This window comes from Spirosoma endbachense (assembly GCF_010233585.1).
In the GTDB taxonomy this organism is placed as follows: domain Bacteria; phylum Bacteroidota; class Bacteroidia; order Cytophagales; family Spirosomataceae; genus Spirosoma; species Spirosoma endbachense.
The window spans coordinates 8,950,606-8,973,293 of the sequence record NZ_CP045997.1 but is presented as its reverse complement, the minus strand read 5'-3'; the positions used below and the strand labels follow the sequence as shown (position 1 = coordinate 8,973,293).

Annotated in this window: 20 protein-coding genes; 5 read left to right on the top strand and 15 right to left on the bottom strand. The window is 48.5% G+C overall.

The features are described 5' to 3' along the window. Positions 1–6: 6 nt before the first annotated feature. The 3 genes from GJR95_RS36140 to GJR95_RS36130 form a co-directional block, all read right to left on the bottom strand. A complete protein-coding gene (locus tag GJR95_RS36140) occupies positions 7–2,112 on the bottom strand; it encodes an outer membrane protein assembly factor BamB family protein (protein WP_162390486.1) in 2,106 nt (701 codons plus the stop codon). A gap of 204 nt (positions 2,113–2,316) precedes the next feature. After that, on the bottom strand, positions 2,317–4,986 hold the full coding sequence (locus GJR95_RS36135; protein WP_232540970.1) for an ABC transporter permease: 2,670 nt from the start codon (positions 4,984–4,986) through the stop codon (positions 2,317–2,319). Beyond that, positions 4,974–5,312, bottom strand: a complete 339-nt coding sequence (locus tag GJR95_RS36130) for a PadR family transcriptional regulator (protein ID WP_162390485.1) — start codon at positions 5,310–5,312, stop codon at positions 4,974–4,976. The genes GJR95_RS36135 and GJR95_RS36130 overlap by 13 nt, the downstream gene beginning before the upstream one ends. 592 nt (positions 5,313–5,904) lie before the next feature. Between GJR95_RS36130 and GJR95_RS36125 the strand changes: the two genes are divergently transcribed. Then, a complete protein-coding gene (locus tag GJR95_RS36125) occupies positions 5,905–6,471 on the top strand; it encodes a DedA family protein (protein WP_162390484.1) in 567 nt (188 codons plus the stop codon). 129 nt (positions 6,472–6,600) lie between these two features. Here the strand turns inward: GJR95_RS36125 and GJR95_RS36120 are convergent, their stop codons facing one another. Both GJR95_RS36120 and GJR95_RS36115 read right to left on the bottom strand, forming a co-directional pair. Then, the gene (locus GJR95_RS36120) at positions 6,601–7,800 is read right to left on the bottom strand and encodes an FG-GAP repeat domain-containing protein (RefSeq protein WP_162390483.1); all 1,200 of its coding nucleotides are present in this window, start codon (positions 7,798–7,800) and stop codon (positions 6,601–6,603) included. Positions 7,801–7,915: 115 nt separating this feature from the next. Beyond that, the gene (locus GJR95_RS36115; RefSeq protein ID WP_162390482.1) at positions 7,916–8,284 is read right to left on the bottom strand and encodes a winged helix-turn-helix transcriptional regulator; all 369 of its coding nucleotides are present in this window, start codon (positions 8,282–8,284) and stop codon (positions 7,916–7,918) included. Between the two features lie 90 nt (positions 8,285–8,374). Here GJR95_RS36115 and GJR95_RS36110 point away from each other — a divergent pair, with 90 nt between their 5' ends. The 3 genes from GJR95_RS36110 to GJR95_RS36100 all read left to right on the top strand — a co-directional run bounded on the left by GJR95_RS36110 (position 8,375) and on the right by GJR95_RS36100 (position 11,365). Beyond that, positions 8,375–9,343: an aldo/keto reductase gene (locus GJR95_RS36110; protein WP_162390481.1), complete on the top strand. Its 969-nt coding sequence runs from the start codon at positions 8,375–8,377 to the stop codon at positions 9,341–9,343. 195 nt (positions 9,344–9,538) lie between these two features. Further along, a complete protein-coding gene (locus GJR95_RS36105) occupies positions 9,539–10,510 on the top strand; it encodes an aldo/keto reductase (protein WP_162390480.1) in 972 nt (323 codons plus the stop codon). Between the two features lie 99 nt (positions 10,511–10,609). Beyond that, positions 10,610–11,365 carry a helix-turn-helix domain-containing protein gene (locus GJR95_RS36100; RefSeq protein ID WP_232540969.1) on the top strand — a complete coding sequence of 252 codons (756 nt, stop codon included), beginning with the start codon at positions 10,610–10,612 and terminating at the stop codon, positions 11,363–11,365. 218 nt (positions 11,366–11,583) lie between these two features. On the opposite strand, the gene GJR95_RS36095 is transcribed toward GJR95_RS36100, so the two are convergent. The 4 genes from GJR95_RS36095 to GJR95_RS36080 form a co-directional block, all read right to left on the bottom strand. Beyond that, positions 11,584–11,976, bottom strand: coding sequence for a hypothetical protein (locus GJR95_RS36095; RefSeq protein ID WP_162390478.1), 393 nt, complete (start codon positions 11,974–11,976; stop codon positions 11,584–11,586). 218 nt (positions 11,977–12,194) lie between these two features. Then, positions 12,195–13,556, bottom strand: a complete 1,362-nt coding sequence (locus tag GJR95_RS36090) for a sensor histidine kinase (RefSeq protein WP_162390477.1) — start codon at positions 13,554–13,556, stop codon at positions 12,195–12,197. Then, positions 13,553–14,248 (bottom strand): response regulator transcription factor, encoded by a 696-nt coding sequence (locus tag GJR95_RS36085; RefSeq protein ID WP_162390476.1) that lies wholly within the window; start codon positions 14,246–14,248, stop codon positions 13,553–13,555. Before GJR95_RS36085 ends, GJR95_RS36090 begins: the two co-directional genes overlap by 4 nt. A gap of 103 nt (positions 14,249–14,351) precedes the next feature. Further along, positions 14,352–15,062, bottom strand: a complete 711-nt coding sequence (locus tag GJR95_RS36080) for a TerC family protein (protein ID WP_162390475.1) — start codon at positions 15,060–15,062, stop codon at positions 14,352–14,354. A gap of 299 nt (positions 15,063–15,361) precedes the next feature. Here GJR95_RS36080 and GJR95_RS36075 point away from each other — a divergent pair, with 299 nt between their 5' ends. Further along, entirely contained in the window at positions 15,362–15,877 is a 516-nt protein-coding gene (locus tag GJR95_RS36075) for an SgcJ/EcaC family oxidoreductase (protein WP_162390474.1), read from the top strand. Between the two features lie 128 nt (positions 15,878–16,005). Here GJR95_RS36075 and GJR95_RS36070 read toward each other — a convergent pair whose 3' ends face one another. The 6 genes from GJR95_RS36070 to GJR95_RS36045 all read right to left on the bottom strand — a co-directional run bounded on the left by GJR95_RS36070 (position 16,006) and on the right by GJR95_RS36045 (position 22,601). Further along, positions 16,006–16,290 carry a hypothetical protein gene (locus GJR95_RS36070; protein ID WP_162390473.1) on the bottom strand — a complete coding sequence of 95 codons (285 nt, stop codon included), beginning with the start codon at positions 16,288–16,290 and terminating at the stop codon, positions 16,006–16,008. Positions 16,291–16,410: 120 nt separating this feature from the next. Next, positions 16,411–16,686 (bottom strand): VOC family protein, encoded by a 276-nt coding sequence (locus GJR95_RS36065; RefSeq protein WP_162390472.1) that lies wholly within the window; start codon positions 16,684–16,686, stop codon positions 16,411–16,413. A 217-nt stretch (positions 16,687–16,903) separates the two neighbouring features. Further along, a complete protein-coding gene (locus GJR95_RS36060; protein WP_232540968.1) occupies positions 16,904–17,701 on the bottom strand; it encodes a helix-turn-helix domain-containing protein in 798 nt (265 codons plus the stop codon). Next, complete coding sequence (locus GJR95_RS36055) at positions 17,686–18,723, bottom strand: SDR family oxidoreductase (protein ID WP_162390471.1); 1,038 nt, start codon at positions 18,721–18,723, stop codon at positions 17,686–17,688. Before GJR95_RS36055 ends, GJR95_RS36060 begins: the two co-directional genes overlap by 16 nt. 194 nt (positions 18,724–18,917) lie before the next feature. Beyond that, the gene (locus GJR95_RS36050; RefSeq protein WP_162390470.1) at positions 18,918–19,937 is read right to left on the bottom strand and encodes a hypothetical protein; all 1,020 of its coding nucleotides are present in this window, start codon (positions 19,935–19,937) and stop codon (positions 18,918–18,920) included. A gap of 231 nt (positions 19,938–20,168) precedes the next feature. Next, entirely contained in the window at positions 20,169–22,601 is a 2,433-nt protein-coding gene (locus GJR95_RS36045) for an outer membrane beta-barrel family protein (RefSeq protein WP_162390469.1), read from the bottom strand. Between the last annotated feature and the right edge of the window lie 87 nt (positions 22,602–22,688).

The window sequence follows — 22,688 nt, the reverse complement described above, 5'->3', positions numbered from 1 at the left end:
AGCTGATTACGGCAACGCAAACGCCACGTACCGATCCCCCGACTTCGTTTTGAGTTTGCCACCCCCGCAGGCAATCACTACGTATTGCTTGCCATTGACGGCATAGGTACTCGGCGAGGCATACCCGGCTGCGGGCAGTTTGGCGCGCCAGAGTTCACGGCCCGTTTTTCGGTCGAAAGCCCGAATCAATTCGTCGCGGGAGGAAGCGATGAAGAGCAACCCGCCCGCCGTTACGGCCGGAGCACCATAGTTGTCGGTGCCGGTCGGGGGTAGTCCCTTCGCCACCAGTTCGGGATACTCGCCCAGCGGGACCTGCCAACGGTGTTCGCCCGTATTCAGGTCGATCGCCGTCAGCGTGCCCCAGGGTGGACGACTCACTGGGTATCCGGCCCGGTCGTACCAGCGGGTAAACCCAGTGTGGTGGTAGGGCGCCGTGTTCAGGCCCGCGTTGCTGGCGACGGATGTTGTTTTGCCGAACAAAAAATCCACGATGGCCTTGCGCTCGGTTGCCTTCAGGTGGGTAAAGGCAGGCATCATGCCCTGGCCTTTGGCCAGAACCTGGCCCACGGAAGTCTCATTGCGTTTTTGGGAAATGCTTACCAGGGCCGGATAGGTACCGTCGTGACTGCCTTCGCGGTTTTGGCCGTGGCAGGAGGCACAGTGGGTCTGGTAGAGTTGGCTGCCGGTGCGGTCAACGGCACTGGCTGACAACGAACCGGCGGGGGTCGGAACCAGCGCCATGGTGACCGGAATTTGCTTGGCCGGAACGTACATAATGCCGGCTTCGTCCACCGCTGCCCCGCCCCACTGCGCGCCACCGTCGGTGCCGGGGAAAAACACGGTACGGTTGGGACTCAGGGGAAGGGGATAGAACTCCTTGCCCGATTGCCAGCGCCGGAGCTGAGCCAGCACCGTATCGCGGTCGGTTACAAAGTCGTTAATATCGCTTTCAGGAAACGATTGCCGGGTAAAAGGCGCGGGTTTGAGGGGAATCGGCTGGGTGGGCCAGGCTTTTTCCCCTGGAACGGTGGAAGCGGGCATGGGTCGCTCCTCAATCGGAAACAGTGGCTTACCCGTGACCCGGTCGAAAACAAACAGGAAACCTTGTTTGGATAAAACCGAAACGGCATCCACCTTTTTTCCGCCATGTACGACGGTGAATAAATTGGGCGGAGCCGGAATATCACGGTCCCAGATGTCGTGGTGGATCGTCTGAAAATGCCAGCGTCGCTTGCCCGTGGCCGCGTCGAGGGCTATAAGGCTGTTGCCAAACAGGTTCTGGCCAGGCCGGGTACTGCCGTATAAATCGAATGCCGCAGTTCCCGTGGGTACATACACGATTCCGCGCTGCCGGTCGATGGCCATACCCATCCAGTTGTTGGCTCCACCAAAATTAAGGTGGCCGTCTTTCGGCCAGGTGTCGGCCCCGTACTCGCCGGGGTGTGGAATGGTGTGGAAGGTCCAGACGATCCGCCCCGTACGCAGGTCGTAAGCACGCACGTCGCCGGGCAGGGCAGGTGCGATCTCCGACACTCGGTGGCCCATGATGAGCAGATTTTTATACACGACGCCCGGCGTGTTGCTCACCACGTAATCGTCGGCTCCCGGACGGGCGAGGCCATCTTTTAAGTTGATTTTTCCGCCTTTTCCAAAACTGGCCACCGGTTTTCCTGTTCGGGCGTCGAGGGCGTAGAGCAGCGAGCCATAGGCGAAGAAAATTCGGGTCTCCCGCCCATCAGTCCAGTAGGTAACACCCCGGCTATTCATGGCGAAGGTATCGTCGGTGAAGGCTGTTTTCCAAAGCTGCTTACCTGTAGCTGCGTCGAGGGCAAAGGCCTGCGACCCTGCCGAAACGCCGTACAGGACACCGTCGATGATGAGCGGGTTGCACTGAATCTGGGTGTTATTTTTGAGCGTATCGACTCCGCCCGACGCATATTCCCAGGCAACCTGTAAGCCCGCAACGTTGGTGGCATTTAGCTGGGTGAGGGGCGAAAAATGGTTGCGATCTGGCCCGCCGTTGTATTCGGGCCAGTTGGTGTTGTCGGGTTTATCGGTCAGGCTGAGCAGACCAATGGTCAGCAGTAAGGCCGGGTAGGAGAACCGTTTCATGAGTAGGTTTTTAGGAACCTACAAATGAACACAAAATGGCCGAAAGTTGCGGTGGCCTCTCGGCTTATGTGGCTCAGGGACACCAAAAATCCTGGTGGGACTACGCCAATATCTGGTTAAAGCCGTACTCTATTGACACAACACCCTATGTTCTATTAACTGATTTTCCAATTCAACAAACGGACCAGCTGACAGATTCATGGCCTATTCGCTACGTAAGCTTTTCACCGGATTCATGAGGGCCGCTTTAATGCTCTGATAGCCGACCGTCAGCAAGGCAATGCCCATTGCCAGCAGGCCCGTCAGCGCAAAGAGCCACCACTCGATTTCAATCCGATAAGCAAAGCGTTGCAACCACTGATTCATGACCCACCAGGCTATTGGGCTGGCGATTAGAATGGCGATACATACTGGTTTTAGAAAATCTCTGGAGAGCAGGCTCACAACACTGCCGACAGAAGCCCCAAGCACTTTGCGAACGCCGATTTCTTTAGTGCGCTGCTGGGCCGAAAAAGAAGCCAGACCAAACAAACCCAAACAGGCGATGAAAATGGCTAAGCCAGCAAAAACACCCAAAATTGTTTGCTGGCGCAAGTCTGCCTGATACATCTGATCAAACTGCTGGTCCAGAAAACGGTACTCAAACGGGTAAGCCGGTCGCGTTTTGGCATACATCTTTTGTATCGTCTCGACGGTAGCCGTTATGTTGCCTGGGCTCAGTCGAATCAAAGCAGCCCGCCGGTCGTCGTTCGGCGCAATTACTAACGGCTCAATCGCTTCTTTCAGGGATATGAAATTAAAATCCTCTACGACGCCAATGATGGTGCGGTTGGTGTTATCCCGTAGGGTATTTTTAAGCCACTTGCCAACGGCCTGATCCGGGGTCCAGCCCAGCTTGGCAGCCGCTGTTCGATTGATCAGGGCAGCCTGAGTGGTATCGCTAGGGTACTGGGGCGAAAAATCCCGGCCTGCAATGATTTTCAACCCCAGGGTTTTGACAAAATCGAAATCGGCAAACTCCGTTCGAGCTCTCCATCGGCTGGGATGTGCTTCGACGTCAAACATCAGCCCGTCGAAAAAACCACCGGGCTCCCCCGACATCATCGAAACAGCCTCCACCCGGCTCTGGGCCAGCAATTCGGGTTTATGATTCAGGATGAAATTGTAGATATCGTTATTATCAATGGGGATGACCAGGGTTTGCTCTTTGTTATAGCCTAGCTTCTTGTTTTTAAGATAGCCCATTTGTTGAGTACCAATGGCGGTACCCAGCATAAGCAGTATCGAAATACTGAATTGTACGATCACTAGCACCTGCCTTAACGAAGTTCCCCCTTTACCCAGCCGTAATTTACCTTTCAATGCCTGGATAGGAGAAAAGGCTGCCAGTACAAACGCCGGATAACTGCCCGACAGAAAGCCAACTACCATGATAATTCCGATTAGGAACAAAACGATCGGCAACGCATAAACCGATAGATTCAGTGGGTAGCCAAGTAGTTGTTTGTAAAAGGGTAAAACAAGTGCCAGTAATCCGACTGAAATGACGCACGAGAGGCTTGCCAGCAGAAGTGACTCCCCAATAAACTGCCATATCAGATGCCCTTTAATAGCTCCCAGCACTTTACGAACACCTATTTCTTTAGATCGCTCCACGGCCCGAACAGTTGACAGGTTCATGAAATTGATGCAGGCCACCAACAGAATGAGTACAGCAATCGACAAAAAGATATAGACGACTTTTTTATCGCCATGCCTTGCGCCATCGAAAACGGACTCTTCGAAGTAAACAGCCTTTAACGGCGTGAGCGATAGATTGAAGTGGAAGCCCGCCTGTTTCATAATTTGCCCCATATGTTTATCCATGAAGCGCGAAAAATTACGCTCGATCTGTTCTTCGCTGACAGTCGGAGCAAGCTGCACGTAGGTGTAAATCCCATTATTGATCCAGGCAGTCATGTAGCTCCGGTCTTTATAGTTTTCCAGCGGCAAAACCAGATCAAAATCCAGATGAGAATTAGTCGGTACGTCCTGAACAATACCAGTAACTTTTACAGGTAGGTTTTTATCGATTTCCACGATTTTGCCCAGGGCATTATCAATGCTACCGAAATATTTTCGGGCGGTCGATTCGGTCAGCACGACACTGGCGGGGTCTGCCAAAACTGTAGCCGGATTACCCTTCAGCAAGGGGAATGAGAAGAAGGTGAAGAAGTTGGGATCGACATCAATGATTTTCCGTTCGTGAAACGATTTGTTTTGGATAGTGACTAAAGCATCAGTAGGGTTTACCCGAACTGCCTGGGTAATCTGTCCCTTAAAGTCGTTCAATAAGGCGGGCGCATACGGTCCCGATACGTAGGAAACTGCCACTTCTTTGCCTTCATTGGCTATCCCTCGCATGACGCGGTAGATGCTCTTTCCATTTTTGTGGAAATTATCGACGCTGAACTCGTTCATGATGAACAGGAAAATCAGCAGGCATACCGTAATGCCAGTGGACAATCCCAGTAGGTTGATACCCGAAAAAACCTTGTTCCGGGTCAGATTGCGAAAAGCGATTTTGAGATAGTTACGAATCATAGTCGGATGTAAACTAAAGATGGTCCGGTGTTCCGCCAGCTGGCGGCCCGGTTGAGAATAGTTATTTTGTTGTCGGGGCCAGCTCAATGGACGAATCAATCGCATGACCGCCAGTACATACCGCCAGCGAGCTCCCCGCAAACCGATGGTTTTTAGCCAGTAGACGTACATCTCCAGCAGATCGCCTTGTAGCTCATCTTCCAGATCAGCCGGGCAGAATCGACTCAGTAACCAGTCGGCCCAGCGGGGCGGCCTGAGAAACCGATCCTCTTCGTTCGTTAAGCGCCCCATAGCTCAAGTACCGGGGTTGGAATTTGGTCCCACAACTGGCTGCGCACCTGCCGACACTCGATCAGGGCCCGCTGACCAGCCGTAGTAACAGTAAACAGGCGTTTCTGGCGCCCACCCCGCTCGGCAGTAGCTCCGCCCATCTGAGAAGAGACGAAACCCTTCTCCTCCAGCCGTTGCAGGGTGGTATGAACGGTGGGAAAGCTGATAGTGCGAGCCATCTGTTGATCAATGGTCTGGGTAATTGACGCACAGTAGGCCTGCTCCTGCAAAGCAGCCACTGTCAGCAGGACGACTTCCTCTAACTCACCTAAAAATGCTCGTTTCATCGTGAAAAGCGGTCAGAATAGTTCCGCGACAGACGGTCCAGTCGGGCCGTCAGCGCGGTTGTAATTAGTATAGGCTTTGTCGTACAAATATTTGACCAAATATCTAAAATTGTCCTGACGGTCTTAAAAGGGTTGTTTTATAGTATTATCGGGTGATGATTTGTCCATTTTTGGACACCTGGAGTACAGAAATGGACAGGCTGTTGTTAGCTCTACTCTGTATCATTACCGGACATTACAGAGTAGAGCTGGCAAGTATTAAAATCAGGCGAACGCACTGCACAGCAACCAGCGATGGGCAGTACGCTGGTGCGGCACCCTCTGTGCCAAGCCTCATTTATAGCATTGACGAGTACACCAACAGGCGTCGATTAATAGCTAAATCTAGTCCTTATAGCGAAGATATTGTGTATTCCAATCTACAAGATTGAGTGATTTTGTAGACAGGCAGGATTTCCTGTAGAAACCAATGGCTTGATAAAAACCGATTCACAGGCACTGCATTCGCCTGTTAATACCGGTCAGGCCCCCGCTCCTACCCTTATGGCATACTAATTGGTCTCGCACTGGTATATCTTTAAGCATCTGAGCAATGGACTTCCAGGAATTAATGCTGACTTATGGCTACCCCATCCTATTTCTTGGCGTATTGCTGGAAAGTGAAGCTTTTCTGCTGGTAGGTGTTTACCTGGCCCATCGGGGTTATTTTTCGCTGGCGGGCGTCATCTGTGTAGCAGCCCTATCGTCTTTTGTCATTGCTCAACTTTGTTACTACCTGGGACATCGCTATGGTAGTTCATTTCTGACCAGGCGGCCCCGTTGGCAAGGACGCTATAACCGAGTGGAGAAATTGATGGTCCGCTATGGGTCTACGCTGGTGGTGGGCTTTCGTGCGTTCTATGGACTTCGTGGTGCCATTCCAGCTGCCGTTGGGATAGCTAGTTATCCTCCCATTCGATTTGCTTTATTGAATGCATTCGGAGCATTGCTCTGGGCTATAACTGTAGCCCTGGCAGGACACAACCTGACTCAAGTGGGAGAAGAGGCATTTGCATTTCTCCACAAGCAGTATAAAATCGTATTTATGGGGATAGGGATCTTTGTCGGCTTATGGGGAGGGTATCGTCTGATCGTTTCAAAGAGGCTTAAAAGTCAATAAACTGGTGACGTAATATATCCACTCTGCGTCATTTCTTTTGGTGTTTTCCCATTTTATCAATCATTCGGCCTATCCAGGTTTTTACGAAACCAGAACGGGAACGTGGTAGAAAGGTCAATTCATTTCCAATTATTTCTCTAGGTCTTTTCTATGTTTCATAGTTCCAAAGTATAAAATATTGGGAGCGTCTGAGCGAGCAGCAGCGATGTCGGGCTTTCCGTCTTGATTGAAATCACCGACTGCAAATCCATAGACGGTGCCCTGTGAATCGCCGAAAGAAATGGCTTTAAAATTGCGGCCTGCCCCATCATTAAAAAACACGGATGATGGAGCTTCTATATGGCCGACAAGTATATCAACTTTTTTGTCGTTGTTAAGGTCAGCTAATGCAAGAGCATACGGAACTATTTTTGAATCAGCGATACGAACGCCGGTTGAGAACGTTTGATCCTTTTGGCCAAAATAGAGACTAACCCCTTTGTTTTCATCTACCGTTACAATGTCGAGCAGATTATCCGAATTCATATCGGCCGCTGCTGCCACACGAATTGTAGCGTCGGCTGGTCCGAATGGAATTCGGCGGGTATCTGAAAAGTTTACCGCCGAACTTCCGAGATAGACATAACTCTGACCACCGTCCCGATGCGGTACAACAAGATCAATATGACCATCCTGATTTATGTCTGCAGGGGCGATTGTCGTGGCAGGATAACGGGCAAATGGGAAGCAATCAGCATTAAACTGTCCTTTCCCCTTGTTCAGGCAGACATAATTTGCCGATCCCGAATCACCCCTATTCGCTAAAATGATATCCGGCAACCCATCAGCATTGATATCAGCAATGGATAAATTCCGTGTTGGCCATTCAGGTAAACCAAATTTAGATCCAACCGTAAAATTGCCTTTCCCGTCATTCATGTAAATCAACTTCGAGTCCGGTGAATCATTGCTGACAGCAATATCAGGAAAACCGTCCCCATTAAAATCAGCCAATCCGCCGGTATATGAGCGGTCGGCTGCTTTCCCCAGGTTATACGCCTTTCGGAAGCTGCCCTTTCCGCTACCAAGTAAAACCCGGTCTACGATGGGCCAATGCCTTCCCTTTACCAGCAGTAGGTCAAGATGACCATCGCCATCGAAATCACCACAACTCACATTCGCCGTTGTATCTGATTTCTCTTCAAGTTGTAAACTGTGATCGAAGTCGGGGAAATCTTGGGCATACTTGCCTCTTTCTTCCTGCTGATGAGCGGCATGATTGTTCCTCTGAGCAAGAACTTTATGAGGGAAAGCCCCGACAACACAGATAATCAATAATAAATAGTTCATAATTTTTTATCGCTTACCAGATCAATTACCCTTATCCTATCCCTCCAGATATCTTGATTTATAAAATGAAGGTCATAAGTACCTCGAGAAAGGAGCGATCTCAAAGTAACCCAATTTACCGAGTAGCTTCAATGCGCTCCCTGGTAAATAGCGGTTCTAATAGACTACGATGATCTTCGCCCCATTGGGCTGTCAACTCAATAATGGGAATCAGGCTTTGGCCCAGTGGTGTGAGCTCGTACTCTACCTTTAAAGGCAATTGATTAAAAGTAGTTTTGGAAAGGATTCCATGCTCTACTAACTGGTTTAACTGATTGTCTAACAGTCTTCGTGACGCTTTAGGAATTTTGCGTTGTAATTCGCCGGGCCGCCTGATGCCAGAATGAATGCTCCAGATGAGGCTAATTTTCCACTTTCCATTCATCACTTCCATGAACAGGTGGAGGCCGCAGTCGAGTTCGACAGGTAACTTTCTCTCGTACATCCAACAAATATAAGGTACCTGACGATCTTTTAAATACGGCTGAATTTAGCCATACTTGATTGTACCTGGCCCGCTCCTGACCTTTGTTGAATGAAACATAAATTATTCGGAACACAGACCGGTTTACCAGCCAGCGAACTGATTATGGGTGGCTCGCAGTTGGGCGACCGACGGGGTTATGGTACGCTTGCCCACGACGCACTTCAACTACTCGCAGTTTATGCCGATGCCGGTGGGAACTTCATTGATGTCTCTGATCAGTATCAGTTTGGCGAAGCAGAAGAGACGGTCGGTCGGTTTTTAGAGCATAAACGACACGATTTTATTATTTGTACCAAGTACACCCGGAGCAGTCAACCCGATCCGTCGCTGGCCAATGCAGGAAATCACCGGAAGGCCATGCGCCAGGCTATAGAGAGCAGCCTGAAACGCCTGAGAACGGATTACATCGACATCTATATGCCGCATTTTGATGACGGTGTAACGCCAGTAGAGGAAACTGTTCGTGGGCTGGAAGATCTGGTTACCGCTGGAAAAGTTTTATATACGGGGCTGGCAAATTTCCCCGCCTGGAAAGCGGCAACCATCGCTGCTTCTATGCCGCTGACGGCTATTCAGATCGAATACAACCTGCTGCAACGAACCGCAGAACGGGAGCTAACGGCAATGGCTGAACACGTTGGATTGGGTATTATGGGCTACTCTCCCCTGGCTGGGGGATTACTGACGGGAAAATACCGGCAGGGCTCCACCGGGCGTTTGGCACATGCTGCGGCAGATGGTTCTCAGGAAGATGAGCGAACAAAGACAGTACTCGATCAACTGGAGCTGATGGCCAACGAACTCGACGCCACTCCGGGACAGATAGCGTTGGCCTGGGTATTGAGCAAAGCTATATTTCCGATCATCGGCGCACGGACTCTGGCCCAACTGGAGACTAGTTTGAAGGCGGTTGATATTCGGTTAACAGCCGATCAGGTAACGCGTCTCGATGAGGTTAGCGCCATTGTGATGGGATATCCACAGGATGTGCTTGCTACAGTGCAGAAAAAATACTGAGCGCTTGCTTTCCATACTGTGCTGTTCAGGTCAATCTGATTACCGTCTCACAAAACAATCGTGGCTACTTTCCGAGGCTTAGTCAAGCGGAACGTACCACTGATCCATACAGACAAGTAAGTTGAGCCGTGGACGAAATTCGGCAATGCCCAACAACGCTGACCTTTGCATGAGTTAAATCATACAACAACAGCGATGACCACGATCACTAAAATAAACCTGGGTACAAACGGCCCACTCGTTTCTAAACTTGGCTTAGGCTGTATGCGCATGTCGTCGGTATGGGGAGGCCTGACGAATGACGAGCGTGAAAGTGAAGCAACCATTCAACTGGCCTTGGACAGCGGCATCAATTTCCTGAATACCGGTGACTTTTACGGAAGCGGCCACAACGAGCTGCTGGTAGGCAAAGCCATCAAACGTCGGCGCGACGATGCTTTTATTAGTGTCAAATTTGGGGCTATTTTTTACAACGGCCAATGGATTGGGCTGGACCTGCGCCCTGTAGCCATCAAGAACTTCATCAACTATTCGCTGGTACGACTCGGTATCGATACCATTGACCTGTATCAGCCATGCAGACTTGATAATAGTGTTCCCATTGAAGAGGTGATTGGTACAATTGCCGACCTGATCCAGGAAGGAAAAGTTCGTTATCTGGGTGTTTCTGAAATAACGGCGGATCAACTGCGAAAGGCCCATAGTGTACATCCTGTAACTGCCCTGGAAATAGGCTATTCATTGGCCGATCGTCAGATTGAAAGCGACCTCCTTCCTACAGCTAAGGAATTGGGCATTGGGGTGGTGGCCTTTGCCAACACGGCCGAAGGGTTACTTACCGGTGAGATGAAAGCACCCCTGCCAGCCAATGATTACCATACGCATTTCTCGCGGTTTCAAGGCGAGAATCTGATCAGGAATCTGGAAAAGGTGAACGTATTAAAGCAAATGGCAATCGAAAAAGGCTACACGCCGACACAACTGGCGATCGCCTGGGTCAATAAGCAGGGTGATCATATCATGCCTTTGGTCAGCATGAGCCGACGATCGCGACTCCCGGAAAACATAGAAGCCATGGCCATCGAGTTCACGGCTGAGGAGATTGATACGCTTACAACGCAGTTTTCGCCAGGGGCGATCCTTGGCGGCACCTATCTTCAGCGATAGTTTAGCTAGTCCATAAGCCTTACATTTTACTATCTTTACCTGGTGACGAACCCAATTGAAATAATCCCCGGAGTTATTTTTTTCTCATATCACTCGACGATGAGAAAGGAGAAGGTAGCTTTCATGGAACACAACACCCTGGTATTGCAGGTGTCAGGTCGTTTTTCAATAGAAACGGCCACCGAAAGGATCTCGATGGGGAGCGGTGAGATGTTGCTGATCCAAAAAAATCAATTAGGGGAGCTGACCAAAACGCCCCTGGAAGGCGGTGAATATCAAACCATTGTCATCAGACTGAAAGAAGATCTGCTCAGGCAGATTGCCCTGGAGGAGCAACTTGAGATCGGTCAAAAATACCTTGGTCCACCCAACGTACTTATTCCCGCAAACGATTTTCTGCGGGCTTTCTTTCAGTCCGTGATGCCCTATGTTGCTCATCCGGAAGAGAAAATAACCCAGGCTATGGGTCTGCTGAAAGTCAGGGAGGCTGTCCATCTGCTACTGCATACCATGCCCGAACTGGAGACATTCTTATTCGACTTTTCGGAACCCTATAAGCTGGATATGGAAAAATTCATGCTTAGCAATTTTCATTACAACGTTCCGGTTGAACAATTTGCAAGACTCACGGGGCGAAGTCTGGCGGGGTTCAAGCGTGATTTCCAGAAGATATTTGGCATGGCACCCCGGCATTGGTTACAGGAAAGGCGGCTTACGGAAGCCCGGCATCTGATCGAAACCAAGCACAAAAAACCCTCTGCGATCTACCTAGAGCTGGGCTTTGAAAGCCTGTCTCATTTCTCACATTCGTTTAAGCGGAAATACGGAAAGTCTCCCACCGAGTGGTCCATTTAGGGTGGCGTGTACTGGTGACAGAATCAACTCCGAAGGCTGTGTTCCCACATCCCCCGGAGTTTCCCTCAACCACTTATTACAACGAACGTTTTGTTTTCACTAATAGAAACACGGCTCCTGGGTTTGCTCATTCATCGGCTGACGAACCCAGGAGCGTGTACTAAAGCTGGCTGGGTCGAATCATAGCGATTCGACTGCCAAAACCCTGACTTCCGCACTTACTGACCCGTTTGGGTGTTCGGTTGGCTGGACGTCGAATCACCTTTTTTAGCCACCATTCGGGTGGTTGAGTTCGGCAGGCTTACGCGCTGAATTTTATAATTCCGCAGGGTTACATCCGTTTCCGGCGTGTGCGACAGCACCACCCCCCCCGTTGGTACGGCACCCGGTACCTGGTGTTTGTAGTTGGCCAACGGAGCCGTGCCCAATCCGGGTGCACGAACGGAAGCGCCCGTCTTGTTTTCCCATTGGCGAGCCGTGGCTGCTTTGTTGGCGTGCTTGTAGTTATGCGTCGAGTAGGTGTGATCGTTCCGTACTTTGTTATCATTCTGGGCCGTGGCTGTTACCAACGAAAGGCCGCTGAGGGCTGCTATTAATAAGATCCGTTTCATGGTTTGTCCAGTTTAGTCGTTATCCAGCTCATCTTAAGACCGTTTCATCTCATCTGCTGGTTGACTTTACAAAGATCATACCTCGGGGTTAGGCTCGTGTTAGAGCCGCATTAGAACGGAATTAGAAATGCAGTTAGCGGCCTGAGCGCCTGATTGAAAGCGGTTCAGCTACCCGATGCGAACGGTGAATTACAATAAACAACAACGAACCAGGAATACTAGCGGGGTAAGGTAACCGTAAAGGTTGTTCCTGCGTCAACGGTTGAATCGACCTGGATCTGCCCCTGATGTAGTCGGATAATGCGCTCCGTAAGCGCCAGACCGATACCATGACCGGGATGGCCACTGGCGTTACGCCCTCGCTGGAAGGGACTGAAAATAATGGCCAGTTGATCGGGGGCAATAACGGAACCTGTATTGTGAACCGTCAGTTGTATCGCGGCATCCTGGCTAGTCAATTGTACCCAAACGGTATGGTCCAACGAGAACTTTCCGCCGTTATCCAGCAAATTAAAAAAAGCCGTCCGCAATAAAGCCTCACTACCCATCAGTTGCCAGGTAGCCGTTCCTTTCGTGTTCGAGTCAATGTGCAGATAAATCGTATACGTCGGCTGGATACGCTGGAACTCCAACTGGATCTGCTCAAGGAGGGTGTCCAGTTGCACAAGGGCCATTGGCACGGCGGAAGCATCCATGCTGGCATTGGCCAGCGCGAGTAATCCATTGGCCATCCGGTTTAAACCACGAACATCGTCCAGAACCGACCGGAGCGTAGCCCGTAACTCGTCTGGTTCATCGTCGGCCAGCAGCGAGACTTCCAACTGACCTGTAATAGCGGTGAGGGGCGTTCGTAATTCATGGGAAGCACTCGACACAAACGAACGCTGCAACCGGAAAGCCTCTTCCAACCGACTTAACATCCGATTGAATCGCTGAGCTAACTGGGTTAACTCATCCCCCTGCGATTCTTCGGGTAAGCGTAGCGAGAGATTTGAAGCTGTTATTGCGTCGATCTGTCGATTAATACGACTGATGGGCCGAAGCGTACGACCCGCAAAAAAACGGCCAGCGAGCAATAGCAGGCCAATCATGACGCACCAACCGACACCGAGCAGTTTACCTAAGTTCAGTACCGTTCGGGTTCCATACGTATCCACTGCGGAGGCTACAATGACAAACGGCTGCTGGTGGTCGTTAAACAGGATACCCACGATCTCACGATTGGCTTCTTTCCAGACCACCCGTCGGCTTTGTCGAATGTGATTCAGGTTTTCGGGGGTGAGCGTGAGGTAGTCCGTCCCACTTTCGTATACCAGTTTGTTCTTTGTATTGTAAATAATGATCTCTTCCTCCGGAAGAACCGTCAGATGATTTTTGTCCAGTAATTTATAGAGGGTCGGCCCAATTCGCTCCCGGCTCAGCAGCAGATGGCCCGCCGTTGTTGCTTCTGCCTGAAGACGCTCCTGAAATTGCTGCTCCCGGTATTGCCCGGCCAGTTTGAACAGTAGCCCGCAAAACAAAGCCAATAAAACCGAGACAATGGCGGTGAACAAAAGGGTCAGTCGGGTACGGAGGCTCATTTTTCTTTTAGCACATAACCCATTCCGATCAAGGTATGAATGAGTTTGACGGGTGAATCTTTGTCGATTTTAGCACGCAGGTAGCTAATGTAAACATCAATCACGTTCGTGCCGGTATCGAAGCCGATATCCCATACCTGTTCGGCAATATCAACCCGCGAAACGACCCGTCCGGCATTGCGCATCAGGTACTCCAGCAGGGAAAACTCACGGGCGGTCAAGTCAATGGTATTACCCCGTCGGCGGGCTACACGCTGGTCAAGATCCAGTTCCAGGTCAGCCACGCGAAGTATCTGCATTTCTTCTTCATTCGGGGTCGACCGGCGGAGCAGGGCTTTTACCCTGGCCAGTAGTTCAAGAAAATCAAATGGTTTGGCCAGGTAATCGTCGGCACCAGCCTCGAAGCCCAGTAGTTTGTCGGCGGTCGTATCAAGCGCCGTCAACATCAAAATAGGCAATCGGCTTTGCTGACTGCGAATGTACTCCGCCAGATCAAGTCCGCTCATACCAGGCAAATTAACGTCCAGAATGACCAGTTTGTAGGGTGTAGTGTCGAAGAGCCGTTTACCTTCTTCACCGGTTAACGCTACGTCGACCGTATAGGCCTGGGTTTGAAGCCCTTTTTTGATGAACGTAGCTACCTTGGGTTCGTCTTCAACCACCAACAAATGAGCATTGACACCAGACATCATTATGCTAAGACTAGTTTGGGAAGCGAAACCGATCCCAGGTATATGGAATAACTACTGGCAAGGTAGCAACCAACGCCGAATAGCGTGCATAAATCACAGTCAATCAGTTGCCGGGTTTACTCGGGCGGACAGTCTTCATCTGAATCACATCGACCAAAAAGGCAAAGGCCATTGAAAAATAGATATAGCCTTTAGGTATTTCAACATGCAGTCCTTCGGCCACCAGCGACATACCGATGATCAACAGAAAACACAGGGCCAGAACCTTGAACGAAGGATGGCGGCTAATAAACGAGGCAATCGGTTTGGAGGCCACCATCATGATACCTACCGTGACGATTACGGCGGTGTACATCACCCAAAGCTGTTCGACCATTCCGACGGCCGTAATAATGGAGTCGATGGAAAACACCATATCCAGGATGAGAACCTGGATCAGCAAATCGCGAAACGTGGCTTTGGCCGTATCCGGCGCGTTGGCGTCGTCGCCCAGTTCAGCTTTATGGTAAATCTCTTTGGTACTTTTGTAGATCAGAAATAATCCACCTGCCAGTAAAATCAGGCCCTTGCCCGTGATGGCAATTCCCGATATAACAAACAGGGTTTGGTCGAGCTGCATGATCCAGGCAATGAGAGCAAGCAGACCTAACCGCATGACCATCGATAGTCCGATACCCCAATAGCGCAACTTGTCGCGCTGTTCATCCGGCAACTTATCGGCCAGAATGGAGATAAAAATGATGTTGTCAATGCCCAGAATGGTTTCCAGAACGATCAGTGTCAAAAGGGGAACAATATTATCAGCCAATTGCATGGAGGTAGCTCCGTTAGGTGAGAATCTATAGGCATGGTAAAAAAGCCTATAGGTACAACTGTGTTGGTAAACTGATGTTCAGGTAGCCTTTGGAAACTGGACCGCTCCCAATGCAATGGATCAGGTTTTCTTCTAGTACTCTTCCCATTTCTATTTAGGGTTGATTACAAACCGATACGGTTTTTGAAACCTTATCGGTTTAAATGGGCCCATCACTAGTTTACCGATAAATAAAGGTGATTAGGTGGGGAGTGTCCCTTTGGGTAGTTTACAAATTGTTTTATGTAAAGCCAGCAATCATGAAAATAGATTCACCTTTCAGGGGAGCTTTGGCTCTTACTCTAACTCTCATTCTTACTTCTTCCCTCCTACTTGCGCAAAACGCGAAGGACTCGGTAGCGATTCAAACCATTCTCCAGCAGGAAGATCAGGCCTGGAACAAAGGGGATGCCCCGGCTTACTCCCAATCATTTTCTCCCGATGGCACCTTTACCAATATTGCAGGTATGTTCTTCAAAGGTCATAAAGCGTTTTTAGACCAGCACGAGGTGATTTTTAAAAGCTTTTTTAAGAATACGGTCTTAAATCAGAAAATCGTGTCCCTGAAATTTGTCCGCTCCGATGTCGCCATTATGGAAACCTTATGCCAGGTTTCTGGCTTTGCCAAAGAAGGTCTTCCACCCAGAATTCAGCTGGATGCCAAGGGACAACTCAATACCCGTTTATTACAGGTGTTAATCAAAGAGGCAGGCGGTTGGAAAATCGTTTCCTACCACAACGTTGATGTAAAACCAGGAACTCCTATCCCCGAATAGATGGTCTAAGTTTAGACTGCAACCTAGTCTTGTAACCTCAGCGGCCGATTTGTTCGTCGGAGTGTGACCGTAGGCTCACACGTTTAGTGAGGCTACTAAACATGTAGGCTAGAGAACGTAGGTACTGTTTACCAATTTATGACTAATGGAATTAAGGGCGTAAAGTTTTGCTGTTGACCTTGTTTGCCATCGTCAAATTCTAAGGCTACCAGATAGGTCTTTCCTTGTGAACTATGAACAATACTTTCATGAAGAACCTTTTTCATGGCCGACGATAAGTCGTTTATCGGCGGGGGTAGTATTAAGGTTACTTTCGTCAGTTCATTGAAGCCCTTTGCATGAGTCAAAGGCTGCTGCTTTTGGGGCGGGTAATCTTTCGGAGCTAAACCAAAAAAAGGCATCTCAAAGAGCATTGGTTCAGCAGGAAAGTTCTCGTTCGAGGCTATGTTGGCATATTGGCCTTGGGGTAGATAAACGGAGTGGTATCGCCAGCCATCCTCAAAAACTAAGCGAATCGACTGGCTTGATTGCTGTTAGGTTCTGAAACAAAAGCCAAAGGGACAATACTTGGTGAACTCATATTGTGACCTTTCCCATAGATTGGCTCGTTTGATTTCTGAATTTTTATTTTCATCCTCATTAATCACCCAGACTAATTCTATATACGCATTCTGAAAAAAGAAACGTCGGCAGGCTGTTCCCTGTCCGGGATGGAGATTGGCTGTTCCTTCGCTCAGGCCAAACGATTGTAAGGCAGTGGCGACTTGTTGAGCCTGATGAGTAAATATAAAAATATGGTCTAACTCCATTGTAAGAGCGTTTCTACGAAGTTACTTATTCATGTTTACCCGTTTGAGGAAATGCCCCTGGCAATTGCACAACTCTTGCAAAGCCATGCCTGACCAAATTAATGATCCTGCTGACTGGTAAACGGCTCAAGCAGCAAACCAGATTCATTAGTTTGCCTACGAATAGAGTGGTGCAATAGCCACGAGGGTTTCGTGAAACATTCACCTCTACTGAAGATCAGTTTGGCATGGCGACCTCTGAAGGTGTTTTTCCAAATTCCTTCTTAAAGGCAAATGATAAATGGGATAAGCTTTCAAAGCCGAGATCCAGATAAAAATCGGACGGCTTTTGTCTGCCTGTTTCAATGAGAAAATACGCTTCCTGCAAGCGCCTTCTCACCAGCCAATGACCTGGCGTATCGTTGAATACCGCGTTGAAATCCCGTTTGAAGGCCGACAAACTGCGTCCTGTCAGGTAAGCAAAGTGTTGGATACTTATGTTGAACTTGAAGTTACGATCCATAAATCCCTCTAAATCAATCCGCTGGGGAATCTCAAAATCAAAGAGAAAGCCGGTAAGCGCTGGCTGATTTTGAAGAAGAATGATTAAGAGCTCTTCGTATTTCAACTCTTCAAACAATTCATCCAATTCCATGACCCCTTTGTAGTACGGCTTTATGGACCGGATGAAATCGTCCAACAAGGCGGGTTTCGGTATCCTGATCAGTGCGTCCTCGGTCTCGAAACCTGCCGACCTGGAATAATTGTATTTTTTCTGAAACGCCCGAAGAAAGGATTGTTCGAAGCAAAATAATATCGGCTCAAACTCTTCCGCACCGCTTGAACGCATAAATCTCACCAGCCGGTTTTTCCGCACAATACAGCACTCGCCAGCCTTGATCGTATAACGTTTGCTGGCATCAAAAAAGCTGATTTCCCCATGAACGACAACGAGGAAAACATGATCGGGAATAAATTGCTCGTTTAAGATCTTCGCTTTCGTCTCTTCGGTAATTGCTCTCATTTCAGAATACAATACTTAACCATACTGTCTACCGCTGCTAATATAGCCTGTTCCTGAGTGGCGATGGGCTTCCACCCTAAGATTGCCTTTGCCTTTGCATTACTGACATTACGGTTAATATTCAGCAGCATAGCTCCCTCTCTGGCCTGATTGTTGACAAATGAAGCCAGGCTAAGTAACCAATTGGGTAACTTTCGGGTGGAAACCAGTTCCGAAGCATTGGGCCTTTTGCTTTTGAGCAGTGAAGCTATTTCAGGCATTGAAATCTGCCCATCGGCGGATGCGATGAACCGTTGCCCGTTTGCATCAGGGTGGATCATCGCCCGAATATGCAGATCGGCCACGTCTCTCACATCGACAACATTCAGGGGAATATTGGGTACGGCTTTCATCGACCCATTTAACAGATTCTCAAGCAGGTGAAAACTACCTGAGATGTGAGCATCTAACGATGGCCCTAAAATGGCGACAGGATTAATGGTAGCAAATTCCAGATCACCACCCTCGCTTTTAGTAAAGTCCCAGGCAGCGCGCTCCGCCAGCGTTTTTGATTTTTCATAGACAGAAAAGCCCTTTAAGTTAACGTCGGTCCAGTCTTCTTCTGTCGTTTCTATAGTCTTGTCGGTATGACTGAAACCCACGGCACCAAAATTGGAAGTCATTACCACACGCCTGACATCTGCATTTTTGGCGAACGTCAAGACGCGACGTATCCCCTCGACCGCAGGCCGAATGGCTTCATTTTCATCTTTAGGCGTTTCAAAGAATACAGGCGATGCCACACTCAGCACGTAGGTACACCCTTTCATGGCACTATCCCAGTTGTCATCCCTTGTCAATTCCGTCTCGGCAAACGAAAGCCTTTCGAATGATGTGATACCGTTTGATCGCAATGTCTGAATCAACTTGTTTTTGCTGTCCAAACTGCGAACGGTCGTCCGTACATGATATCCTATCTGTAAAAGATGCAACACGATCCGCATGCCTAAGAAACCTGACCCTCCGGTCACCAATACTGTTTCTGAACGCTCCATCACTGAATATCTTTAGTTTATCTGTGATGCAAAAGTAGAGGTCCGTCAGTCACGTCAGTTTATTGAGCAGTCCAAAGTTGCTTTATTGAGAAGTCCAGAAAGCTATTTTACCATGAAAAATGGTACTGAGTATATAAGTGTTGTAATCTCTGGATTCAAGCGCTGGCAGGTTAAGGTAATTTTATAACCTATCCTCAATGGGCGACCTGCTTTTCCGGGGAATAGCCGGATGCCAAGAGGAAGCGTTTTGCATTTTCATCCGTCAGATTCAACCCCAACATATAGCGAATGGCCGTTTGCTTATTTTTGGCTTTTTGGTAATATGCCTTACAGATCTGGTGGCCCACAAAATAACCTAAGTCGCTCACCTTCTGGCCATCAATCTCCCGCTTAGCGTATAACCAGCCCCCCTTCCAGTCAACATCTGAATACATCTCTTTTTTGAAGGCTTCCCAGATCGGCTGCTCATGCTGTAAACCGAACGCTGTGTGGCCATTGGGATTGACTTTAGCCAGGGGTTGTTCATAAACCAGTTCTGCGATGAAGTCCGCCATGCCTTCTTCCAGGCACTTTCCTAACAATTGCTTATGAGAGGCCGTGTATTCGTCCAATAGGTGTTCATTCTGGAGGACTCGAGCTTTGTTTCGTTGGGTCCATTGCTGGGTATGAACGAATTCATGCAACACTAATGGAACCGCCCAGTTTGGTTGGTCGCTGGCCGCTACTTCGGTCCCGATATAGACTGTCCGATCATCGATAGTGCCGCCTGAGTTGTTGATGCCGACACAAAAGTAGATATCACCCTCCCGAAAGTCGGGATAGATTTCTTTAAATCGGCTTATTCGTTTTAAGATTTCCGCTTTCTGGTCCAGGACGGCTAATATCCACGGTCTTTTTTTGGCCAGTATGTTTTTTTCCTTTTCGATAAAGGCCCTCCATTTGGCTGTATTTCCACCCCGCAATTCCATAAATTGAGTTAAGCCGGGACTTGCTTTGTCTACATACAAGGATCGAATAAAGTTGGCTTGCCGGGCTGTGTCAGTTGTTGTCATGACGGAATCATAGGCCTGGTAGAAACGGGGTAAATCATCGGTGTGTAAAACGATCTGGGCTTTAGCTATCGGATTGACGATGAGATAGAAAACAACTGTAACGGCAAATAAAAAGAGGCTTTTTCTGCATATCGTACGGGAGTTGCTGGCAATACGGTTCATTTCAGAAAAGGTTGGGTTGACCACCGGCAAATATAAATCACAGCGCAATAACTTATTAATAGTGAACTGGATCGCGCATCCCCTCCCGTGAAGTCCTACTTTTTCTGATTTCTATTTTATACGTACTAGACATGAATGGAGTTGCTGACAAACCTATAAGGTTTCAAAAACCTTATAGGTTTAAATTGGATGTGCACTAGTTTGAAGAAGGTATAAAACCGGATACCTGCACTAGTTTCCGCTTTGGACATCATCATTACGAATTCCTCGTTTGTTCTTTTTAATCGACTCCCTGAGCTTACCGAATTTATAGTCCAAGCTGACCGTGAATGACCGGAAATAATCCCAACGGAAATTAGTCTGTTGGAAATCCGGGCCGAACGTACTGGCAAGGTTTTCCCTGTATTTACGAAACGGGTTGCTGATCGATCCCGCAATAGATACTTTGTCCTTAATCAGATCTTTATTGACACTGAATGAAGTGCTTAGCATGCTATTGGTCGTTCCCTGCAAATTAATCCCTCGCCCATTCATCTGCAGATTGGCCGTTAAGCGCCATTCTTTGGGTAGTTTGTAATTGGTTGACAGTGCGACATTATACATTAACCCTTCGTTCTTAATCAATACGCCATTTACCAAACCCTGCACCATCCCATAAGCGGCACGGCTGTTTGCACTTACGTTCCACTGTTTAGTAATCGGATAATTGATAGTCACGTACAGGTTTGGAAGCTTTGCCGTACCTGTGTTCCCATAGGATGTGCGCGTAATGGTCGTCGTTGAATCATAAACTGAAACCGGAAAAACCAGATCCCGGAAAAACGTGAATCCCAACCCCGTATTCAGTTGAATTTTTCCTGTTCCACTGAATGTTACCTGGATGTCATTGACAACGGCAGGCCGCAGATCAGGATTGCCTGTTCGTTCAAAGTTCGGATTGGAGCGATCCACAAAAGGGTTCAGCTGATAAATTCCTGGCCGTTGAATTCGCTGCGTATAAGCCAGATTAAGCCCACTATTATTCTTGAATTTACGATTTACAGATACGGAAGGTATCAGGTTAAAGTACGTTCTTTTTACCCTGGAATCGACCGATATAAAATCGGCATCGATAACGGTTTGCTCGATACGCAAACCCGCTTTTACGCCCCAGTTTTTTAAGCTGTATTGATAGGTTGTATACCCGCCAAAGACATTCTGTGTATTTCTGAATCGGTTACTGAGTGTCGGTTGAATTACATATTGACGCGTTACAGAATCAGCTACCGCATTCTGAAAATCGCTGTTATTATCCCGTAAAATTCCCTTTAAACCCGCTTCAAATTGCTGCTGCTTACCGGGATGGACATAGTCGACCTGGATGGTTTGTTCCGAAAACCGCTGATCGTTTTCCTGCCGATAATTGGGCATTGTATAATTCTCCCGATTGGTGATACTCAGGTCATTATTCTGCTTCGTTTCATAGGTCAAATACCGGTACGAAAAGGTCAGCAAACGGTTCTTATCCGACCGAAAACCGTGTTGATAATTTAGTGACGCATCCACGCCATTTCCCTTGCCAGTATTCCTGTTTTCCAGAGTATATCCCTGTAAATGAGTAGCTGAACTCATCAGATCACTGGTTTGTATCATATTGCCTTCCGAGCTGGTGCCATTCAGGTTAAATTGAGCCGAGACCAGGTTCAGCGTATCGATTTCATAACTCATTTCGTAGCCTATGTAGGCCGTCCGACTCTTCGACTCCGTAGTGCCTTCCTGCAAAAGCTCAGTAGGCTGCTGCCCTGTGGTAATTCGCTGAATACCACCCCGAACTGTCCGATTATTATTCAGATTGGCTCCGCCAAAAGCTGAGATGCCAAACTTACCGAGTTTAGCCGAAACCGATCCGCCCAGGCCTGGCCCTCCGGTAGGAAAACGCTCGCTAACATTGACGGAACCGTTGTAGCCGTTATCCAGCTTTTTCGTTGTGATAATGTTAATGATCCCTGCCAATCCCTCCGCATCGTATTTGGCCGGGGGCGACGTAATCACTTCAATACGCTCGATGGACGAAGCAGGCATTGTCCGAAGAATATCCTTATAGTTTCGCTCCATCATACTCGACGGTTTACCATTGATCAGGATCTTGAAATCGCTGTTTCCTTTCATCAGGATATTATTATCGGCATCCAGTGAAAGCAACGGCACTTTTCGCATCATGTCCAGCACACTAAACACTTTACTTTCAGGATCGGCCTGAAGATCGTAGGTAATGCGGTCTATTTCCTGTTTTACAATTTGTTTCGTACCGGCTACGACTACTTCCTTCAGACCCATCATGTCAGGAGTAAGTGCTACGATGCCCAGTTCCACTGTCTTTTGAAGCGAATCGGTCAACTCGACCGGGATTTTTCGGGTCTTGTAACCGACCCCCTGAATGGCCAGCGAGTACTTTCCCGCTTCCAGACCTGCCAATGAAAATGAGCCATTCGCCCTGGAATAATCTACTTTTATGGCCACATCCGAGCTTTTCAGTAAATGAATCGTCATGAATGTCAAGGGCTTATGGTTTGCTGAATCAGCAATTATTCCGTGGATTGAATAACTTCCTACGTTTTTCTGGGCAACTGCACCATGCAGACCCACCAGGAGAATCGATATCAAAAGTAAGGCTAGTATTTTCATGGATGTATTGACTTATCGATCTGTAAAGGCAAGGCGATACCACGAAGAGCTTTTGGCTCTTTTGGAAAATCACAGAAGTAGAAATGG